The following is a 17,542-nucleotide window of genomic DNA, read 5'->3' as shown; positions in this document are numbered from 1 at the left end:
TATGGTTTAAAATTAGGCGCTTAGACGTAAAAACTGAAAAAAACTACGCATTTCAGTTGCACTCATTTTTTAAATAAGTATTATAAGCGCCCGCAGCAGGCGATTGATTCAAATCACTTGTTGCACTAAGTGGGTCATTAGCTCAGTTGGTAGAGCAGTGGACTTTTAATCCATTGGTCGATGGTTCAAGTCCATCATGACCCACCACTTATTAAGTTTTGATATCCGAGCGGGTCATTAGCTCAGTTGGTAGAGCAGTGGACTTTTAATCCATTGGTCGATGGTTCAAGTCCATCATGACCCACCAATACTTAATTAAGAACAGATATCCGAGCGGGTCATTAGCTCAGTTGGTAGAGCAGTGGACTTTTAATCCATTGGTCGATGGTTCAAGTCCATCATGACCCACCACTTTTCAAATAAGTGTAAGATATCCTCGAGCGGGTCATTAGCTCAGTTGGTAGAGCAGTGGACTTTTAATCCATTGGTCGATGGTTCAAGTCCATCATGACCCACCACTTCTTAATTAGACTGATATCGTATGAGCGGGTCATTAGCTCAGTTGGTAGAGCAGTGGACTTTTAATCCATTGGTCGATGGTTCAAGTCCATCATGACCCACCACTTCTTAATAAGTATGATATCCAGAGCGGGTCATTAGCTCAGTGGTAGAGCAGTGGACTTTTAATCCATTGGTCGATGGTTCAAGTCCATCATGACCCACCACTATTTAAAGTATCTGATATCCTCGAGCGGGTCATTAGCTCAGTTGGTAGAGCAGTGGACTTTTAATCCATTGGTCGATGGTTCAAGTCCATCATGACCCACCACTTTCTTTTAAGTGTCGAGAAACCTTAAGCGGGTCATTAGCTCAGTTGGTAGAGCAGTGGACTTTTAATCCATTGGTCGATGGTTCAAGTCCATCATGACCCACCACTTACTTTAAATATCGATATCCTTTGAGCGGGTCATTAGCTCAGTTGGTAGAGCAGTGGACTTTTAATCCATTGGTCGATGGTTCAAGTCCATCATGACCCACCATCTCAAAATTCTTCATCCCTGTATGGGTCATTAGCTCAGTTGGTAGAGCAGTGGACTTTTAATCCATTGGTCGATGGTTCAAGTCCATCATGACCCACCATACACTTAATCTCCTTAATTCATTAAACTTTAATATTCCCTTACTATTCGCGTCACAGACTAGGATTCTGCTCCGCAATTACGTATAATTCGCCTCAATTTTGCAATGTGCACTGATGGTCGAGAAATGAGTTTAGCAGAACAAATCATGCCAGAGGATTACATCTTTCCTCCAAAGCCGGCGCCACTTAACGACGCCGAAAAAGCTGAATATAAAGCACGTATTAAACAACTTCTAATTGATAAAAATGCCGTATTAGTTGCGCATTATTATACTGATCCTGAGATCCAAGCATTAGCTGAAGAAACGGGCGGCTGTGTTGCTGATTCTTTAGAGATGGCACGTTTTGGAGCAAATCAAGAAGATAAAGATATTATCATCGTAGCGGGTGTTCGCTTCATGGGCGAAACAGCTAAGATCTTAACGCCAAACAAAACCGTGGTTATGCCAACACTTGCCGCAACTTGCTCTCTAGATGTGGGTTGTCCAATTGATGAGTTCTCAAAGTTTTGTGATCAACACCCTGATCGAAAAGTTGTGGTTTACGCGAATACATCAACAGCCGTAAAAGCTCGTGCAGATTGGATTGTAACGTCATCTTGTGCTTTAGAAATAGTTGAACACCTAGACTCTGAAGGTGAAAAAATCATTTGGGGTCCTGATAAGCATCTAGGTTCTTACATTCAGAAGAAAACGGGTGCTGATATGATCATGTGGAATGGCGCATGTATCGTTCACGATGAGTTTAAAACGAAAGCACTAAAAGATATGAAAGCGCTTCATCCAGATGCGGCTGTGTTAGTTCATCCTGAATCACCAGCAGAAATCGTAGACCTTGCTGATGCTGTAGGCTCAACAAGCCAGCTAATTAAAGCAGCACAAGAAATGGATAATCAAAAGTTCATCGTTGCAACTGATCGCGGTATTTTCTACAAAATGCAGCAGCTATGTCCTGAGAAAGAGTTCTTTGAGGCGCCAACAGCCGGTGAAGGTGCAACGTGTAAAAGCTGTGCTCACTGTCCTTGGATGGCGATGAACGGCCTTAAAGCAATCGAAGAGGCACTTGTGAGCCCTGAAGGTAAAGAAGTGTTTGTTGATATGGACTTACGGGAAGGGGCGTTACGCTCTCTAAATCGTATGTTAGATTTCTCTTCGAACTTGAAGAAGTAATCAAATTTGCCGATATGTTAAGCAGTTAGCTCAGCATATTGGCAAAAAAGCTTGCTTAAGTGTGGTGCTTTACTTAGTATAGCTTCGCGCTTAGGCGCAGTGGAGAGGTGGCTGAGTGGCTGAAGGCGCACGACTGGAACTCGTGTATAGGCTAACCCCTATCGAGGGTTCGAATCCCTCCCTCTCCGCCATTTCCATTTTTTTTCATATTATCTCCATATTTCTCCCTTTAACAGGGACATATGAGAAATTCTTTATTCCTATCTTAATCCTATTCGATTAGAATTGTCTTCCGTCAAAGAAATTGGACTTTAACTGTGTTTTTGCTGCTCAAGGTAAGCGAATGAATGGTGATTTAGTTCGAACTATCATTTATTGATTGGAAGTATTATGCAAGAAGAGCTACTTAACTCGGTCATCAAAATTACAAAAACTCGTGATGTTGACTCTTTAGAATACAGTTTGATATCGACAATACAGGAGTTTATTGGCTGCCAAGAAATTGGTATTTATAAGGATTTACAAGTACAAGGCCAATTAGTTATTGAAAGAAGTTTGTGCTTGAAGGTTTTACCCCATGATGATTTTCTTTGGGAAGACAGAGATGTTGTCAAAGAGCCACCCCCAGAGCTTGTATCTTGTTTGCAATCGGCTTGCATAATAACCGTTCAATCTGCGGATGGCACTGAGCGACGTTGGTTACCTATTACATTACAAGAGAAACCAATTGGCGCTATAGCAATAGTGAGCAAAGGGCTTAGCAGCCCAGATCAAGTTTTACTCAATGCATTTTGTCGGATCTTTGAGAATTATTTGAGTATTCTGCATGAAAATGAGCGCGATAAATTAACCGGTCTTTTAAACCGACAAACATTTGAGAAAAAGCTCAAACAGCTCCTTGAAAAGCAATTAATTGATCATCATAAATCTTCATTTCCAAATGATAATCGCAAAAGAGGAATGGGCGCGACCTCCTGGCTAGCTATGGTCGATATTGATCACTTTAAAAAAATCAATGACAGTTATGGGCATGTTTGTGGTGATGAAGTCTTGCTGTTATTGGCGCAAAAGATGCGACAATACTTCCGCTCTAGTGATTTGATTTTCCGTTTCGGTGGAGAAGAGTTTGTTTTAGTATTTGAGCCTTGCGACTATGAATCTATTAAAGCGAAAATTGAAAAGTTTATGGATTTAGTCAGAAGTACGCATTTCCCATTTGTAAAGACTATGTCTGTTAGTATAGGTATGTCGCGTATTAGTCCGTATGATTTTCCAATTACTGTGCTCGAGCAAGCAGATAAAGCGCTTTATTTTGCGAAAGAGAATGGTCGAGACAAGTTATGTTTCTACGAGGAGCTTATAGAACAGGAGCTTATTTCTCAACAGAGCGATGAAAGTAACGACATAGATCTTTTCTAATTCTGCATAATCAATCAACGCGCAGCGAACTTACGCTGCGCTTGTTATTTCCTACCAGCCTCAATTCTCTAATACTATTTTTTTAAAGTTACTACCAATATAGCTTTGCAGTTTATTGGCTATATATTGTTTTTATTAAATAAATTACACTACAAAAAGTTATTTTTTACGTCCTGTAATTAACATGCACTGGAACGCAGAGGCTTGTCATCATGTTACATATCATTCAGTCAAATCGCATGGAGGCGTTGCAAGCGCAACTTCATAAAGTATTAGACACCGCGCCTTTAGACAGTATTTTTAGTAAAGAAATTATTCTTGTTCAGTCACCTGGTATGTCGCAATGGTTAAAGCTGGGGGTGAGCCAACATTCAGGCTTGGCTGCGCAACTTGATTTTCCATTGCCTTCCAGCTTTATTTGGCAGCTGTTTCAAACCTTTCTACCGCAAGTACCAAAAGAGTCGCCTTTTAACAAAGCGAACTTAACCTGGAAGCTGATGACGTTGTTGCCAGAGCAACTCGTATTACCTGTATATGAGCCCTTAAAGCGCTATTTAGAAGATGATGAAGCTGGTAAAAAGCGTTTTGCTTTATGTGAAAAAGTTGCGGATGTATTCGACCAATATTTAATGTATCGTCCTGAGTGGTTAGACACATGGGAGTCAGGCATGAATGAATTGCCGGATGTAGACGTTTCTATTGCGCCTTGGCAACCTGACTTATGGCGAAAGCTTGTTTCATTAACTGAAGATTTAGGGCAAAGTCCTTACCACCGTGCCAACATGCATAGCATGTTACTCGAAGCCTTAGCTGAAGCCTCTGCAGAGCAGTTACCCCAGAGAATAAGTTTATTTGGTCTGTCTGCCATTCCAAGTAGTCAGCTTGAGATTTTCCAAGCGCTAGCGCAGAAAACCAATGTGTTGCTGTTCTTGTTTAATCCCAGTGAACACTATTGGGGCGATGTGGTTGACGAAAAAACACAGGCTAAAATAGCTGCTAAATTTGTTAAATATCCAGAATTAGAAGCGCAATCAGGGGAGTATTTCCAAATCGGTAATCCTCTTCTATCGGCATGGGGTAAGTTAGGTCGAGATTACTTTGAACAGCTGCTGCAATTGGATGCCTCATGGATAGATGGATTTGTCGAAGATTTTAGCGATAACTTACTGGGCAAAGTACAAAAAGAAATTTTTGATTTATCTTTTAAAGGCGAAACCCTAGTTGAAGACACGCAATGGTTTATAAACCAAGAGGGTCAATTGTCCATCAAAGAATATGATAACTCCATTGTGTTTCAAGACTGCCATACGCCACTTCGTGAAATCGAGCGCTTACACGACCATATCTTGGCACTGATGCATGAAGACCCAAGCCTTACGCCGAAAGACTTTATTGTTATGATGCCGGACGTGGCGAAATACAGTCCTTATATTGAGGCAGTATTTGGCGGGGCAACTGCAGAGCGCTATATACCTTACTCGTTGGCAGATTTAGCCATTGATCAAGAAAAGCCGGTGATCAATTCATTTTTGTCTTTGGTGGATTTACCTTTTAGCCGCTTTGGCGTATCAGATATCTTAGATTTATTTGCTGTTGAGCCAATTGCGAAACAATATCAGTGTAGTGAAGATGAATTTGAGCAGTTCAGATTTTGGCTTGAAGAAGTTGGAGTACGCTGGGGCATTAACGCAGATCATAAAGCTGAGCATGAATTACCTAAAATGCAGCTTAATACTTGGCAACAGGGCTTAAATCGTTTGTTGCTTGGCATTGCTATGAGCGATGAGTCGTTGGCATTCGAAGGCATTTTCCCAAGCGATCAAGTTGAGGGCATGGCCACTGAGTCGCTCAATAAACTGATCCACTTTATTGATGATTTGATCAGTCACAAAAATATTTTGAGTGAACAAAGCTCCCTTGATGTTAAAGCTGAACAGCTCAAATCACTGATAAAGACTTTTTATCATCCAGATTCAGATCAAAGCTGGGACCTGCAAGTGCTCAATAAAGTGATTGAAACTTTACAGACCCACTTTGACAATAAAGATATGCTTGAAGCGGTAAGCCCCGAAATCATCAGTTATTGGGTCAAACAAGGGGTCGCACAGAAAGGGGTCGGGCAACGTTTTCTTGTGGGCGCTGTTAACTTCTGTACACTAATGCCAATGCGTGCTGTGCCGTTCAAAGTCGTTTGTCTACTTGGCTTGAACGACGGTGACTATCCGCGAAGTGTTCAGCCGATAGGCTTTGACCTTGTATCGCAAAGTCAGCGTAAAAAAGGTGACCGTTCACGTAAACTCGATGACAGGTATCTATTTTTAGAAGCATTATTGAGTGCGCGAAAACAACTCTTACTCAGTTACGTTGGGCGCTCATGCTACAACAACGAGCCGCAAGTTCCGTCAATTTTGGTCAGTGAACTTATTGACTACATTGACCGTTGTTTTTATATCGAAGGCAAAGCGTGTAAACCTTCTACGCACCTATTAAACCAAGCCACACTGCAGCCATTCTCTACGTTAAATTATATTGAGAGCGATCAACAAAGCTTTAATCCCACTTGGTTGATTACAAAGGCTACTAAAGAGCCTTCGAGCAATGGAAACAACACGAGTTTTAACGAAGGCCTGCCAAGCCTGTTTGATACAACAGATCATGAAGTAGATATCAATCAGTTAATCCGAGCCGTTTTAAATCCACAAGCAGCGTTTTATCAACAACGTGTGGGTGTGCGTTTATATAATGCAGAAGAAGTGATTGACGACGATGAGCCATTTGCACTCGATGCTTTGTCTCGCTATCAATATCTAGATGAATTACTAACAGACTCTCTGAATGATTCAGAAAAAGCGCCTGAGCAACTTTTACAACGAGGCGACTTGCCACAAGCCGAAGTGGGTAAAGTGCAACTTGGTCAATTACAGCAAAGGATCACACCCCTGGCTGAGCGTTTAAAAACAACACTCACATCACCTACAGAGCCGGTTGAAATTGATATCGACTGCGGTGTAATAAAACTACAAGGGTGGCTCGATAAACTCTTTACGTCGCAACAAATCTTTTATCGCCCAGCCAGTATTAAGGCCAAAGACAAAGTTAGAGCGTTTATTTACCACTGTGCAGCGAATTGTATGGGGCAATCGGTCACGACTTCTGTTTATGGTTTAGACGAGCAAGTTAGCTTTGCGCCGTTAGAGGCAGAAGAGGCAAAAACCGAGCTACAGAAATGGGTCAATTTTTACATTTCGCTTATGAGCAGTCCGCAACCTTTCTTCGTTGCATCTAGTTATGAATATGCGCTCACTGAAGACATCAATAAAGCGGCCAATAAATTTAACGGTGGCCAATATATCGGCATGGGCGACAGCGAAAACCCTTACGTGGCGCTCGATTTTAAAAATCTATTTGATTTTGAAGCTGAATTTGTCAGCTTAAGTAAATCGTTATTTGGCAAACTGATTGACCTTGCGAAGGAAGAAAAATATGCAAATGCTTGATCCAACAGTCATGCCTTTGGTTGGGCAAAACCTAATTGAAGCCAGTGCAGGGACGGGTAAAACCTATACCATTACGGGCTTGTATTTACGTTGTTTACTGGGTTTAACTTTACCTGAGCAAGAGAGTACGCCTTTAAACGTTGAGCAAATCTTAGTGGTAACATTTACTGATGCGGCAACGGCTGAGATCAGAGACCGAGTAAGAAAACGCATTGTCGAAGCGCGCGATGTGTTACTCGGCAAAGAATCAAAAGACGACCTCATTCTTCGAGTGTTAAAAGACGTCAAAGACAAAAAACAGGCTTTTACGTTACTCGATGCTGCGGCCAAATCAATGGATGAAGCCGCGATTTACACCATTCATGGTTTCTGCCAAAAAATGCTGAAACAGCATGCTTTTGAATCGAACATGGGTTTTAACCAAACGTTTGTACTCGACAGTGCAGATTTAATCGACCAAGCAGTAAAAGACTATTGGCGCAGTTTTATTTACCTGCTCGATACCGATACCACTCAGACTATTTTAGAGCATGTGCCAAACCCGCAATCTCTGAATAGTAAAGTAAGTAAACTGCTGAGTAAGGGTAATATCACCATAACACCAAGTTATGACTTAGATGATGTGCTGGCCACTAAAGCGCAATACCAGCAACAAGCACAAACATTTAAAAATGCGCTGTTAGCAAGCGACTTCTTTACTGCATTGGATAATTCGGGCCTTGCGAAAAACAAAGCGCCTGGGCGAGTAGCGAATATTGCGGCTTTAATTGACTACTGCCAATCGGATAATTGGTATTTTGAATTTGGTTCTGCAAAGCATTCATTCAACTTGTGGAGTGAAGAATCGCTGTCAGACAGCCAGTATTACAAGAAAGGGCAAGCGCCGATGTCGCATCCCTTGCTTAAATCGTTTACTGAAATGTTTGCACTGCACCAAAAGTTACAAGAAGGGTTACCGCTGGCCATAGTGCAACAAGCGTCAAAGCAAGTTGCATCCTTATTAGAAAAACAAAAACGAAAGCAGGGTGTTTTAACGCCTGATGATTTGCTTACTCAGTTGCATGCTGCACTCACTGCTGAACAAGGCGAGCTATTAGCTGAGAAAATTGCCACGCTTTTCCCAATGGCGATGATCGATGAATTCCAAGATACGGATCCCATTCAATACGGTATTTTTCAATCGATTTACGGCACGCGCGAAACGACTACTTTGACCATGATCGGCGATCCAAAGCAGGCGATTTATGGGTTTAGGGGCGCAGATATTTTCACCTATATCCATGCCAAAAAGCAGGTGCAAGACTCACATCAATATACCCTTGCAACTAACTTCCGCTCTGCAAAAGGCGTGGTGGATGCAGTTAACAGTATTTTCAAACAAAATGAAAATAGCTTTATCTATAACAAAGACATTCCGTTTGAAGCCGTGGCTGCAAATGGCAAAAAGCCCGGCGAAGGCTTTGAGCTAAGCAATGAGCCTGCAGCACCATTGTGTTTTAGCGTTTTAAAAGATGCCTCTGAGGTCACCAGTAAGGGGGTGGCGCATCCAGCGTTGGCAGAGCTTTATGCGAGTAAAACTGCAACGCTTTTGAATCAAGCGCAGCAGGGGGCTGCTACAATCGCAGGCACACCTGTGGCGGCAGGAGATATTTGCTTCTTAGTACGAGATAGAAATGAAGCGGCTTTGATAAAACGTGCTCTTACCAATAAAGGCATCGACAGTGTGTATCTTGCCAGAGAAAGTGTCTTCCAGCAGCCAGTTAGCCAAGCCTTGATGCAATTTTTGATGGTGCTTCATGGTCCATACGACGAAGCTCTATTAAGAGGAGTTTTGGCCAGTGATTTATTTGGTTTGAATTACCAGCAAATTTTTGCATTGCAGAACGAATCAGACAACCTTAAAGCAGCTCAAAATCATGTAACACATAAAACCTGGCAGGAGTATTTATTACAGTTTTCTAAGCTAAAAGCTTTGTGGTACAAAAAGGGCGTGATGGCCATGCTTGAGCAATTGTTGGTTGAGAATGACCTCCCTTTGCTTTGGCAACAAAAAGGCCATCATGTAGAACGTTGGTTAACGGATTATCGCCACCTTGCAGAGCTCTTACAACATAAGCAAATTGAACTAGAAGGCACGCAGCGGGTTTTGCGTTGGTATGAAAAACAATATACCGAGTCGTTAAGCGATACTGCACAGGTACGTTTAGAAAGTGATGAGAACCTAGTTAAAATCATCACCATGCACGCTTCAAAAGGATTGGAATATCCAATAGTGTATCTACCGTTTGCCAGCGGCTATCGTGAAGCGAGCGAAGCGATTTATCATAAAGACGACACACTGGTGTATGACTTATCTAAATCTGATGGCGCTATGCAACTAGCTGAAAAAGAGCGTTTAGCTGAAGATATTCGTCTGTTGTATGTGGCATTGACACGCGCTGTACACCACTGTGATGTAGGCATGTATAACCTAGCCGAAGGGCGAAGTAAAAAGCCGGGTATTACTCGCACAGCCCTAGGCTACGTGCTTTTTGCTCCAGATATTATGACCTCTGCAGAACAGTGGCACGCGCGACTTGACGCACTTTGTACAAGTGATGCGAATTTACAGGTCGCTTATTTTGATATTAATGGTTTGCCAAGCGAAAGTTACACACCAGCTCAACAAGCGCAGACGATTGATTGCGCTGTAAAAGCGGTGTCAGCGAATATAGAACGAGATTGGCGAGCAACCAGCTTTAGCCAGTTAACCTATCATCAAGATCATGATGACAGACCATTAGGGGCAATAGATGAAAACCACTTGCTTGACCTGCCATTGGCAGAAAGCCAAGAAACTTTAAATGCTTACACCTTTCCAAAAGGAGCCAAAGCGGGTAGCTGTTTACACGAAATTTTTGAGCTAATTGACTTTAGTGAGCCAGAAACGCCGCAGGCACCTAACCTGACACTAGAAGAAGCAGTAAAGCAGACGCTGGATAAATTTGGTTTTGAAGAGAAATGGCAAGCACCGGTCAAGCAATGGGTATCAGCGTGTCTGGCATGCAAACTTGATAGTCATTTAGCGCTTAAAGACATAACGCCTGCGCAGCGTTTAGTGGAGATGGAGTTTAATTTACCTCTTGCGCCATTAGATCAAGTGACGCTGAATAATATTGTCTCAAATATCACCCAGCATCCGAGTAACCTTAAATTTGATAATGTCAAAGGGCTACTTAAAGGCTTTATAGATTTAATCTTCGAGCATCAGGGCAAGTATTATATTCTTGATTACAAATCGAACTACTTAGGGGATGCACCGAGCGACTATGCCAGCGATAACCTAGTGCAAGCCATGAATGCACACCAATATCATCTGCAATATATGATTTATACCGTGGCATTACATCGCTTACTTAAAGCACGCTTACCTAACTATCAGCCAGAGCACCATTTAGGTGGCGTCTATTATGTTTTCTTACGCGCCATGGGTGACGGAGAAGGGGTGTTCTTTAAACAACTATCACTCAGTCAACTTGAACAGTTAGATGCCTTATTTTTACAAGGAGTAGCATAATGGAACAAACCGACTTATTTGCTCAACCTGCATTCACTGCTCCTTTTGAACATCAAAGCTTTATCGGGCTTTTAATCGAGCAAGAAAAACTGCTGCACAGCGATATCGCGCTGGCGACATTACTCAATGCGTCCAAAATTGATGACGCATTTTATCTAATCTTGTTATTACTGAGAGCGCAAAGACAGCAACACAGCTGCTTGGAGTTAAAGCAGATTGACTGGCAAAACCCATTTTCGCTACCAGTAAAATTACAAGGCGAAAATGTGTTAACCGCGCCTTGGTCTGATGACAAACAAGCTGCGATAAAAGCGTTAGCGTCACACGCAGCTGTGGGTGACGATAAACCAATGAGGTTATTGAACAATAACTTATATTTGGCCCGTTACTTTGAATACGAAGCAAGCCTTGCTGAAGCATTCCAAGCGTTAAACAACAACAAAGTGACCTTGAACTTAAATACACTCACGGAGTTACTCAATCACTTCTTTGACGCTCAAGATGACATTGATTGGCAAAAAGTGGCGTGTGCGATGGCCGCATTAAATCGTTTTTGTGTGATCACTGGCGGCCCAGGCACAGGTAAAACCACTACAGTCACTAAGTTGTTGGCAATTTTACAGTCATTGTATCGCAGTGCACCACTGAGTATTAAGCTGGTTGCGCCAACCGGTAAAGCTGCTGCTCGCCTAACTGAATCTATGATAGGCGCGAAGAAAAAGTTAATCGAAAGCGGCATGATTGATGACGAGCTGTTTGATTTGTTGCCAGAGCAAGCGCAAACCATTCATCGCTTACTTGGGGTTGTGCCACATACTCATCACTTTAGGCATAACGAGCACAATCCGCTGCACTTAGACCTACTTATTGTCGATGAAGCGTCGATGATAGATTTACCCTTGTTAAGCAAATTAGTCAAAGCGTTACCATCTCATGCACGCTTAGTTTTACTTGGTGACAAAGACCAATTGGCCTCAGTCGATACCGGTAATGTGCTCGGGGATTTATGTGAGCATCTAAAGTTGGGCGAGCAGCCCCATTACTCACAAAACTGTGTAAATGCACTCAATCAAATTTGTTTTAATAATGCGACAAAATTACACGAAAAACCGAGTCATTTTTTGCTTTGCGACAACATCGCATTTTTACAGCAGAGCCATAGATTTAATGCCCAAAGTGGTATTGGTCAATTGGCACAAGCGGTGAACAATAACGATCAGAGGCATTTACAGCAGACAATTCAGTATGGCTTTGAAGATTTAGAATTGTATGACTTCAGTAATGATGCCTATCATGCGTTAATCGAAAGAGCGGCAGGGCATTACCAAAACTTCTTACGCCTCATTCAAAGTAAAACAATTTTGAATGCCGAAGATGTGCAAGCAGTGCATCATGCTTTTAGCCAGTACCAGTTACTTGCAGCGGTGAAAGAAGGCCCTTACGGAGTAAATGCACTGAACCAACGTATTGAGCAGAGGCTGCATCAAAGTGGTTTAATTGATTTAACCCAGCGCCAATATGCGGGCTTGCCAATTATGATCACCCAAAACGACTATCAGCTTAATTTATTTAATGGTGATATTGGGGTTTTAGTGAATTATCAATCAAATAGTTCTGCATCGGCGAGTTTAAAAGCCGTGTTTGTTGATGAGCAAGGTCATGTTCGAGATTTCTATCCGAATAGGTTACCTAGGCACGAGAAAGTCTATGCTATGACCATACACAAATCTCAGGGCTCTGAGTTTGCGCATACCGCCATGTTGTTGCCGCCAATGCAAAGGGCACATTCAGGTATTAACAGACAGTTGGTTTACACCGGGATCACCCGAGCAAAACAAAAATTTGAGCTGGTGGCACAAATGTCGGTTTTAACTCTTTCAATGTCTAGACAGTTACAACGTTGTTCAGGCTTAAGGCAGAGATTGCAGACAAGTTAGCCTTTTAATACCAACCCTCAATAATACTCAATCATTTTGAGGGACTAAAACTGACGCTAACTTTGTTAGAAATTTCTTATTTACGACTGCATGGATGCAGAAGGTAGAGCAATGCAGGAGCAATTGCCGAGAACAACTAAATAGCAAAATTTCCGCCACGTTACCGACAAGTTTTCCTTGCCTCAAAATAGGTAGCTTAATTAAAAGGATTGGTATAAATTGACAATGAGGCGAAAAGTGTGGTTTTAATTTAGTGTTATAACTCTATTTATAAGTAGAACTAAAATGAAAAAATTAGACCAACACTTAATCAAATATGCGCTCTACCATCGCGATGAGCGCAATATTTTAACCCATTTTGTGGGCGTGCCGCTGATTGTATTTGCGGTAATAGGCCTATTGTATTTTCCTTTAACGTCAGTCAACAGTCTTCTGATCACCCCAGCATTGATTATTGCGATACTCGCCATGCTGTTTTACTTAGCTTTAGATATTAAACTTGGCCTACTCATGAGTGGCTTATATTTATTAGGGCTTTGGGGGGTAGACAGTATTTTTGAAAGCATGAGCGCGCAAACAGCGAGTTTCTATGGCTTATTTGCGGGGCTGTTTGTTGTAGGTTGGATAATTCAATTCATCGGGCACTATTATGAAGGCAAAAAACCGGCATTTGTTGATGATTTAATTGGCTTACTAGTAGGGCCATTATTCGTCGTTGTTGAGTTACTATTTAAACTTGGCCTACTTAAAAGCTTAGAAGCCCGCATAATTGAATATGCAGGCCCCTACAGAAATTAGCAATTTGATGAAACTGTGAGACTTGCTCTAGATAGAAATGCGGGTCTCAAGTTTACTGCCTTTAACAATGGTAATGTCATTACAATTCAGTCTGACCTTACCATTTTCTGACTCAAGCATATAAGCAAATTCAGGACAGACTTCCATACAAGCATCTGCTAACTGTTTTTTGGCTCGGTGAACCATGATGTTCATATGATTCATTTGGATGCCTAGCGCTTTAGCAAGCTCTTCTCTATACATCCAACCTTGTAATTCAGGCTCTAAACCTGCTTGTTTATCAAGAATACGGGTGCGTGCTAGTAGTAATAACAGGTAATGATGTGAACGTGTGCCTAAATCGAATGTTTTGCTCGCAACATTTAATGTAAGCTGCGTGTTTTCTTCATCTAAGCTCACGTTAAAAGATAAGGCATATTCAATATTTTGTGCTATTTCGCTCTTAAGTTGCTTGGTAATGGTCGACGGGCTTGAGCAGTAAAATTGCCACTGATCATTAAAAATACTGATCAGTCCTCCATCAATCAAAACTTGCCTGTCATTTGTGAATAAATCTTCTAAAAACCAGTAATTAAGCATGCTATCAAAGTATGCAATATGCGTAGCCTCTTGCTCGTTTGGCAATAATAACTGATCTTTTATTTCGATCACTTTATTGCTGTCAGATTGAGACACTAAGAATTGACAATCAGTGCTTAGGTCGCCGACAACAAAAGAACTGCGACCAGGTGACGCAAAATCAATTTTATCGTTTAGACATAATTGATAAGGAAGGTTTTTGCTTATTTTCTTATCATTGATCCAAATACCATTGGTGCTCACATCTCGAATTAACCAGTTACCTTGGGTATGTTCGATAATTGCGTGATGACGTGAGATTTCAGGCGAATTGATAAGCGTATCAACGTTATACTTAAATCGCCCAATGGTGTGATAGCTTTTTAGGTAGACCTTTTCAAGCTTTTGTTCATCAATGAGATAAGCCATATATGCTTCCTTTTCTTAATTAAAACCAAAAATTTTCCGTTGAAACAATCGGCTGATACTAAACTGTCCAGTTGATCAGCACAATATGATTTAACTTGTTAATGCACACATTGAACGAATAATGAATTTTGAAAAGTTCAAATTGTATTAACCCAAATCAAGTCTAAGCCTTTTTTTTGTAATATGCGATTACAGTCACTTACACCACCTTGCACATTCGAGCTTACTGAACCATATTTTTATTATTGCAATGAAGTAAAAAGTGGTTCTGAGAGGTAATAAGATGGGTGAATTTAAAAAAATAGACACAGTTGAGTTAAAAGGAGTGTATCAATTCTGCGATCATTTCGACTCTGAAAAACTAGATCTTAAGAGTAGTGCCCTTAAGATAGTGACCGATTTTACCCGACGAACGCCGCAAGTGATTTTAAAAGATGTAGATGTTGATCATGCCTTATTCATGATGGTGAATGGTCATGTTAGGTCTAAGTTAGTAATAGACCATGACGATACTTTTTTAGGAGTTATTGATTCTCGTGATTTAACGGGTAGAAAAGTGCTGACTGTGGCGCAAAAACGCAACCAGTCTCGCAATGATCTGACTGTTGAAGATTTAATGACAAAAAAATCAGATCTACGTGCGATGCCTTACTCAATGGTAGAAAACTCTAAAATAGGCGATGTACTCGAAACGCTTAGAGGGTTAGGTCATCAACACATTTTATTGGTTGATGAAAAAGGTAGCTTAAGAGGCATGATCTCAGCCAGTGACATTGCTAGGGCGTTACATATTCCAGTTAATATTCTTCAGACAGCGCATTCATTTAAAGAAATCTTCGAAATTATTCATGATCACCAAGAAGTCACAGCTTAAATGATATAAAAGTGTCTCAAAATTGAGACACTTTTATTTTGTAAGCTGTTTCAGTTTCGACACAATATATATTATTTCCAACCTGAAAATATAAAAATCTTTAAATAACAATAGATTAAATCTTGGCTCGATAGTTGATTTAAGTTACCCAGTTCAACTATTGGAGTCAGCTATGGATACGAAGAGAACCTCACAACCAAAACCTGCAATTAAGCGATATTGGTACTTACCAGTTATATGTTTGATCGCCCTAGCCATTTACATATCAAAGCAGTTTTTAGGTGATGCTTCTTATTTTGTCGCACGAGATAAATTACAAATGGCTAACGTACAGCACGGAGACTTCAAAATTGAAGTAAGGGGCTCTGGGGTTTTAAAGCCAAAATCACTGCAATGGAGTGCAGCGCAATCTAGAGGCAGAGTTCAACAGTTACTTGCAAAGCCTGGAGACAGTGTAGTGCAAGGTCAGAAAATTGCGGAGTTAGAAAATGTCGAACTGCTGAGTGAACTAGAGAAAATTCAATGGGAACTTAAAGCCATTAAGGCTGAAAATAATGCCGCTGCTGTTGCACAACAAGCTCAACAACTTGATCTTGAAAATGCCGTTATGGAAGCTGAGTTTAATTACAAAAGCTCAAAACTAAAACTTGATGCAGAGCAATCGTTACTAGATCAAGGTAAAGGCTCATTGTCTGCATTAGATTTTAAACGCACTCAACTTGCGGTCACGCAACAGTATGCCCGCTGGCAGGCACAAATAAAACGTGCTGATAAAATGCTACAAAACTATCAAGCCAGCGAATTAGCAAGACAAGCACGTCTTGAGCAGGTTGAAAATAACCTCAGAAAAGCACAGCAGCAGGTAAGTGGCTTAACGATCACAGCGGGTATCTCTGGCATAGTTCAAAAGCTGCCGATTGAACTTGGTCAGCAACTTAATAGCGGTGAAAATGCAGCCTTAGTAATAGATCCAGCTTCACTATTTGCTGAGATAAACATTCAAGAAATACAAGTCAAAGACGTTGTGATGGGTCAACCCGTTACCATTGATACCCGCTTTAATAAACTCTCTGGTGAAGTGCAGCGTATTTCACCGCTATCTGAAAATGGTCTAGTGGCAGTGGAGGTGGGAATTACCTCTGAACTGCCTAAGGAAGCGCGCTCAGATCTCAATATTGATGGTTACATTGAAGTGACAAACATCAAAAACACGCTTTATGTAAAACGCCCTGCATTTGCACCAAAAAATCGTACGGTAGATCTGTTCAAAACGACCAGTAACGGTGCGTTTGCACAAAAACATGAAGTCAAACTTGGCACCAGTACTGCCAAATATATTCAAATTCTCTCTGGTCTTAACCCAGGCGATCAAATTATTATCTCTGACACCAGCGCATGGGCATCTCATAGCAGTGTCAAAATACAATAATATCAATAGGTTTAAAAAGGATCTCTCATGTCATTATTAAGTTTAAGTAACATCAATAAATCATTTTTAACTGAAGACATTGAAACCCATGCGTTAAGTAATATTAATCTTGAAATAGCACAAGGTGAGTATGTTTCCCTATCTGGCCCTTCTGGCTGCGGTAAATCTACTTTGTTGTCTATTTTAGGCTTACTAGACACCGCAACTAGCGGACAATATTTATTTAATGGTCAGGATGTCACGGGTTTTAGTCGAGATAAACGGGCTAAGATCCGTTGTTATGACATCGGCTTTGTTTTTCAGTCTTTTAATTTAATTTCTAGTCTCACAATCAGTGAAAACATCATGTTGCCGCTGACTTACCAAAATGATGTCTCTAAGAGCTTGATGCAAAGTAAGGTGGATGAAGTATTGGAACGTGTTGGTATGCAACATCGTGCGAATCACTTTCCTTCTCAGCTGTCTGGTGGTCAACAGCAAAGAGTGGCCGTTGCAAGAGCTTTGGTGAACGATCCTAAAATTATCTTTGCCGATGAGCCAACAGGTAACTTAGACAGTCAAAATGCAGAAAAAGTGATGGCGTTATTTGACCAGTTGCATCGAGATGGCAGCACGATTTGCATGGTGACGCATGACCCTCGCAGTGCTCAGATGGCGCAGCGACAAGTTAGTATTCTTGATGGCACATTAGTCAATGATGTCATGCTTCATTCCGTCGAAAAAGTACCAGCGTAA

General features: G+C 41.2%; 10 protein-coding genes and 11 tRNA genes. 20 read left to right on the top strand and 1 reads right to left on the bottom strand.

From position 1 onward, the window contains the following. The first annotated feature begins 131 nt into the window (after positions 1 to 131). The 17 genes from ACXAC4_RS09905 to ACXAC4_RS09825 all read left to right on the top strand — a co-directional run bounded on the left by ACXAC4_RS09905 (position 132) and on the right by ACXAC4_RS09825 (position 13,517). A tRNA-Lys gene (locus tag ACXAC4_RS09905) sits at positions 132 to 207 on the top strand. 24 nt (positions 208 to 231) lie between these two features. Next, positions 232 to 307: transfer RNA gene (locus ACXAC4_RS09900), tRNA-Lys, on the top strand. Between the two features lie 28 nt (positions 308 to 335). Beyond that, positions 336 to 411: transfer RNA gene (locus tag ACXAC4_RS09895), tRNA-Lys, on the top strand. Between the two features lie 31 nt (positions 412 to 442). Next, positions 443 to 518: transfer RNA gene (locus ACXAC4_RS09890), tRNA-Lys, on the top strand. Between the two features lie 29 nt (positions 519 to 547). Continuing rightward, positions 548 to 623, top strand: a tRNA-Lys gene (locus ACXAC4_RS09885). Between the two features lie 27 nt (positions 624 to 650). Beyond that, positions 651 to 725: transfer RNA gene (locus ACXAC4_RS09880), tRNA-Lys, on the top strand. A gap of 28 nt (positions 726 to 753) precedes the next feature. After that, positions 754 to 829, top strand: a tRNA-Lys gene (locus ACXAC4_RS09875). Positions 830 to 859: 30 nt separating this feature from the next. Continuing rightward, positions 860 to 935 (top strand) — tRNA-Lys (locus tag ACXAC4_RS09870). 29 nt (positions 936 to 964) lie between these two features. Continuing rightward, positions 965 to 1,040: transfer RNA gene (locus ACXAC4_RS09865), tRNA-Lys, on the top strand. A gap of 24 nt (positions 1,041 to 1,064) precedes the next feature. Further along, positions 1,065 to 1,140 (top strand) — tRNA-Lys (locus ACXAC4_RS09860). A 126-nt stretch (positions 1,141 to 1,266) separates the two neighbouring features. Continuing rightward, positions 1,267 to 2,310, top strand: coding sequence for a quinolinate synthase NadA (gene nadA, locus ACXAC4_RS09855; protein ID WP_138630579.1), 1,044 nt, complete (start codon positions 1,267 to 1,269; stop codon positions 2,308 to 2,310). Between the two features lie 101 nt (positions 2,311 to 2,411). Then, positions 2,412 to 2,501 (top strand) — tRNA-Ser (locus ACXAC4_RS09850). 199 nt (positions 2,502 to 2,700) lie between these two features. Next, positions 2,701 to 3,729, top strand: a complete 1,029-nt coding sequence (locus tag ACXAC4_RS09845; RefSeq protein ID WP_475161026.1) for a GGDEF domain-containing protein — start codon at positions 2,701 to 2,703, stop codon at positions 3,727 to 3,729. A gap of 212 nt (positions 3,730 to 3,941) precedes the next feature. Further along, the gene (gene recC / locus ACXAC4_RS09840; RefSeq protein ID WP_475161023.1) at positions 3,942 to 7,226 is read left to right on the top strand and encodes an exodeoxyribonuclease V subunit gamma; all 3,285 of its coding nucleotides are present in this window, start codon (positions 3,942 to 3,944) and stop codon (positions 7,224 to 7,226) included. After that, complete coding sequence (gene recB / locus ACXAC4_RS09835) at positions 7,213 to 10,782, top strand: exodeoxyribonuclease V subunit beta (RefSeq protein WP_475161020.1); 3,570 nt, start codon at positions 7,213 to 7,215, stop codon at positions 10,780 to 10,782. The genes recC and recB overlap by 14 nt, the downstream gene beginning before the upstream one ends. Next, entirely contained in the window at positions 10,782 to 12,719 is a 1,938-nt protein-coding gene (gene recD, locus ACXAC4_RS09830; RefSeq protein WP_475161018.1) for an exodeoxyribonuclease V subunit alpha, read from the top strand. Before recB ends, recD begins: the two co-directional genes overlap by 1 nt. Positions 12,720 to 13,004: 285 nt before the next feature. Next, on the top strand, positions 13,005 to 13,517 hold the full coding sequence (locus ACXAC4_RS09825) for an Mpo1 family 2-hydroxy fatty acid dioxygenase (protein WP_475161017.1): 513 nt from the start codon (positions 13,005 to 13,007) through the stop codon (positions 13,515 to 13,517). 27 nt (positions 13,518 to 13,544) lie between these two features. Here ACXAC4_RS09825 and ACXAC4_RS09820 read toward each other — a convergent pair whose 3' ends face one another. Continuing rightward, positions 13,545 to 14,504 carry an FHA domain-containing protein gene (locus ACXAC4_RS09820; protein ID WP_475161015.1) on the bottom strand — a complete coding sequence of 320 codons (960 nt, stop codon included), beginning with the start codon at positions 14,502 to 14,504 and terminating at the stop codon, positions 13,545 to 13,547. A 283-nt stretch (positions 14,505 to 14,787) separates the two neighbouring features. Between ACXAC4_RS09820 and ACXAC4_RS09815 the strand changes: the two genes are divergently transcribed. The 3 genes from ACXAC4_RS09815 to ACXAC4_RS09805 all read left to right on the top strand — a co-directional run bounded on the left by ACXAC4_RS09815 (position 14,788) and on the right by ACXAC4_RS09805 (position 17,542). Continuing rightward, positions 14,788 to 15,378: a CBS domain-containing protein gene (locus tag ACXAC4_RS09815; protein ID WP_475161014.1), complete on the top strand. Its 591-nt coding sequence runs from the start codon at positions 14,788 to 14,790 to the stop codon at positions 15,376 to 15,378. A 172-nt stretch (positions 15,379 to 15,550) separates the two neighbouring features. After that, complete coding sequence (locus ACXAC4_RS09810; RefSeq protein WP_475161012.1) at positions 15,551 to 16,807, top strand: HlyD family secretion protein; 1,257 nt, start codon at positions 15,551 to 15,553, stop codon at positions 16,805 to 16,807. 27 nt (positions 16,808 to 16,834) lie between these two features. Further along, entirely contained in the window at positions 16,835 to 17,542 is a 708-nt protein-coding gene (locus tag ACXAC4_RS09805) for an ABC transporter ATP-binding protein (RefSeq protein ID WP_475161009.1), read from the top strand.

The organism is Pseudoalteromonas sp. AWM4_233 (assembly GCF_056158285.1).
The sequence above is the reverse complement of the archived record's forward strand: the minus strand, read 5'-3'. Positions and strand labels throughout refer to the sequence as shown.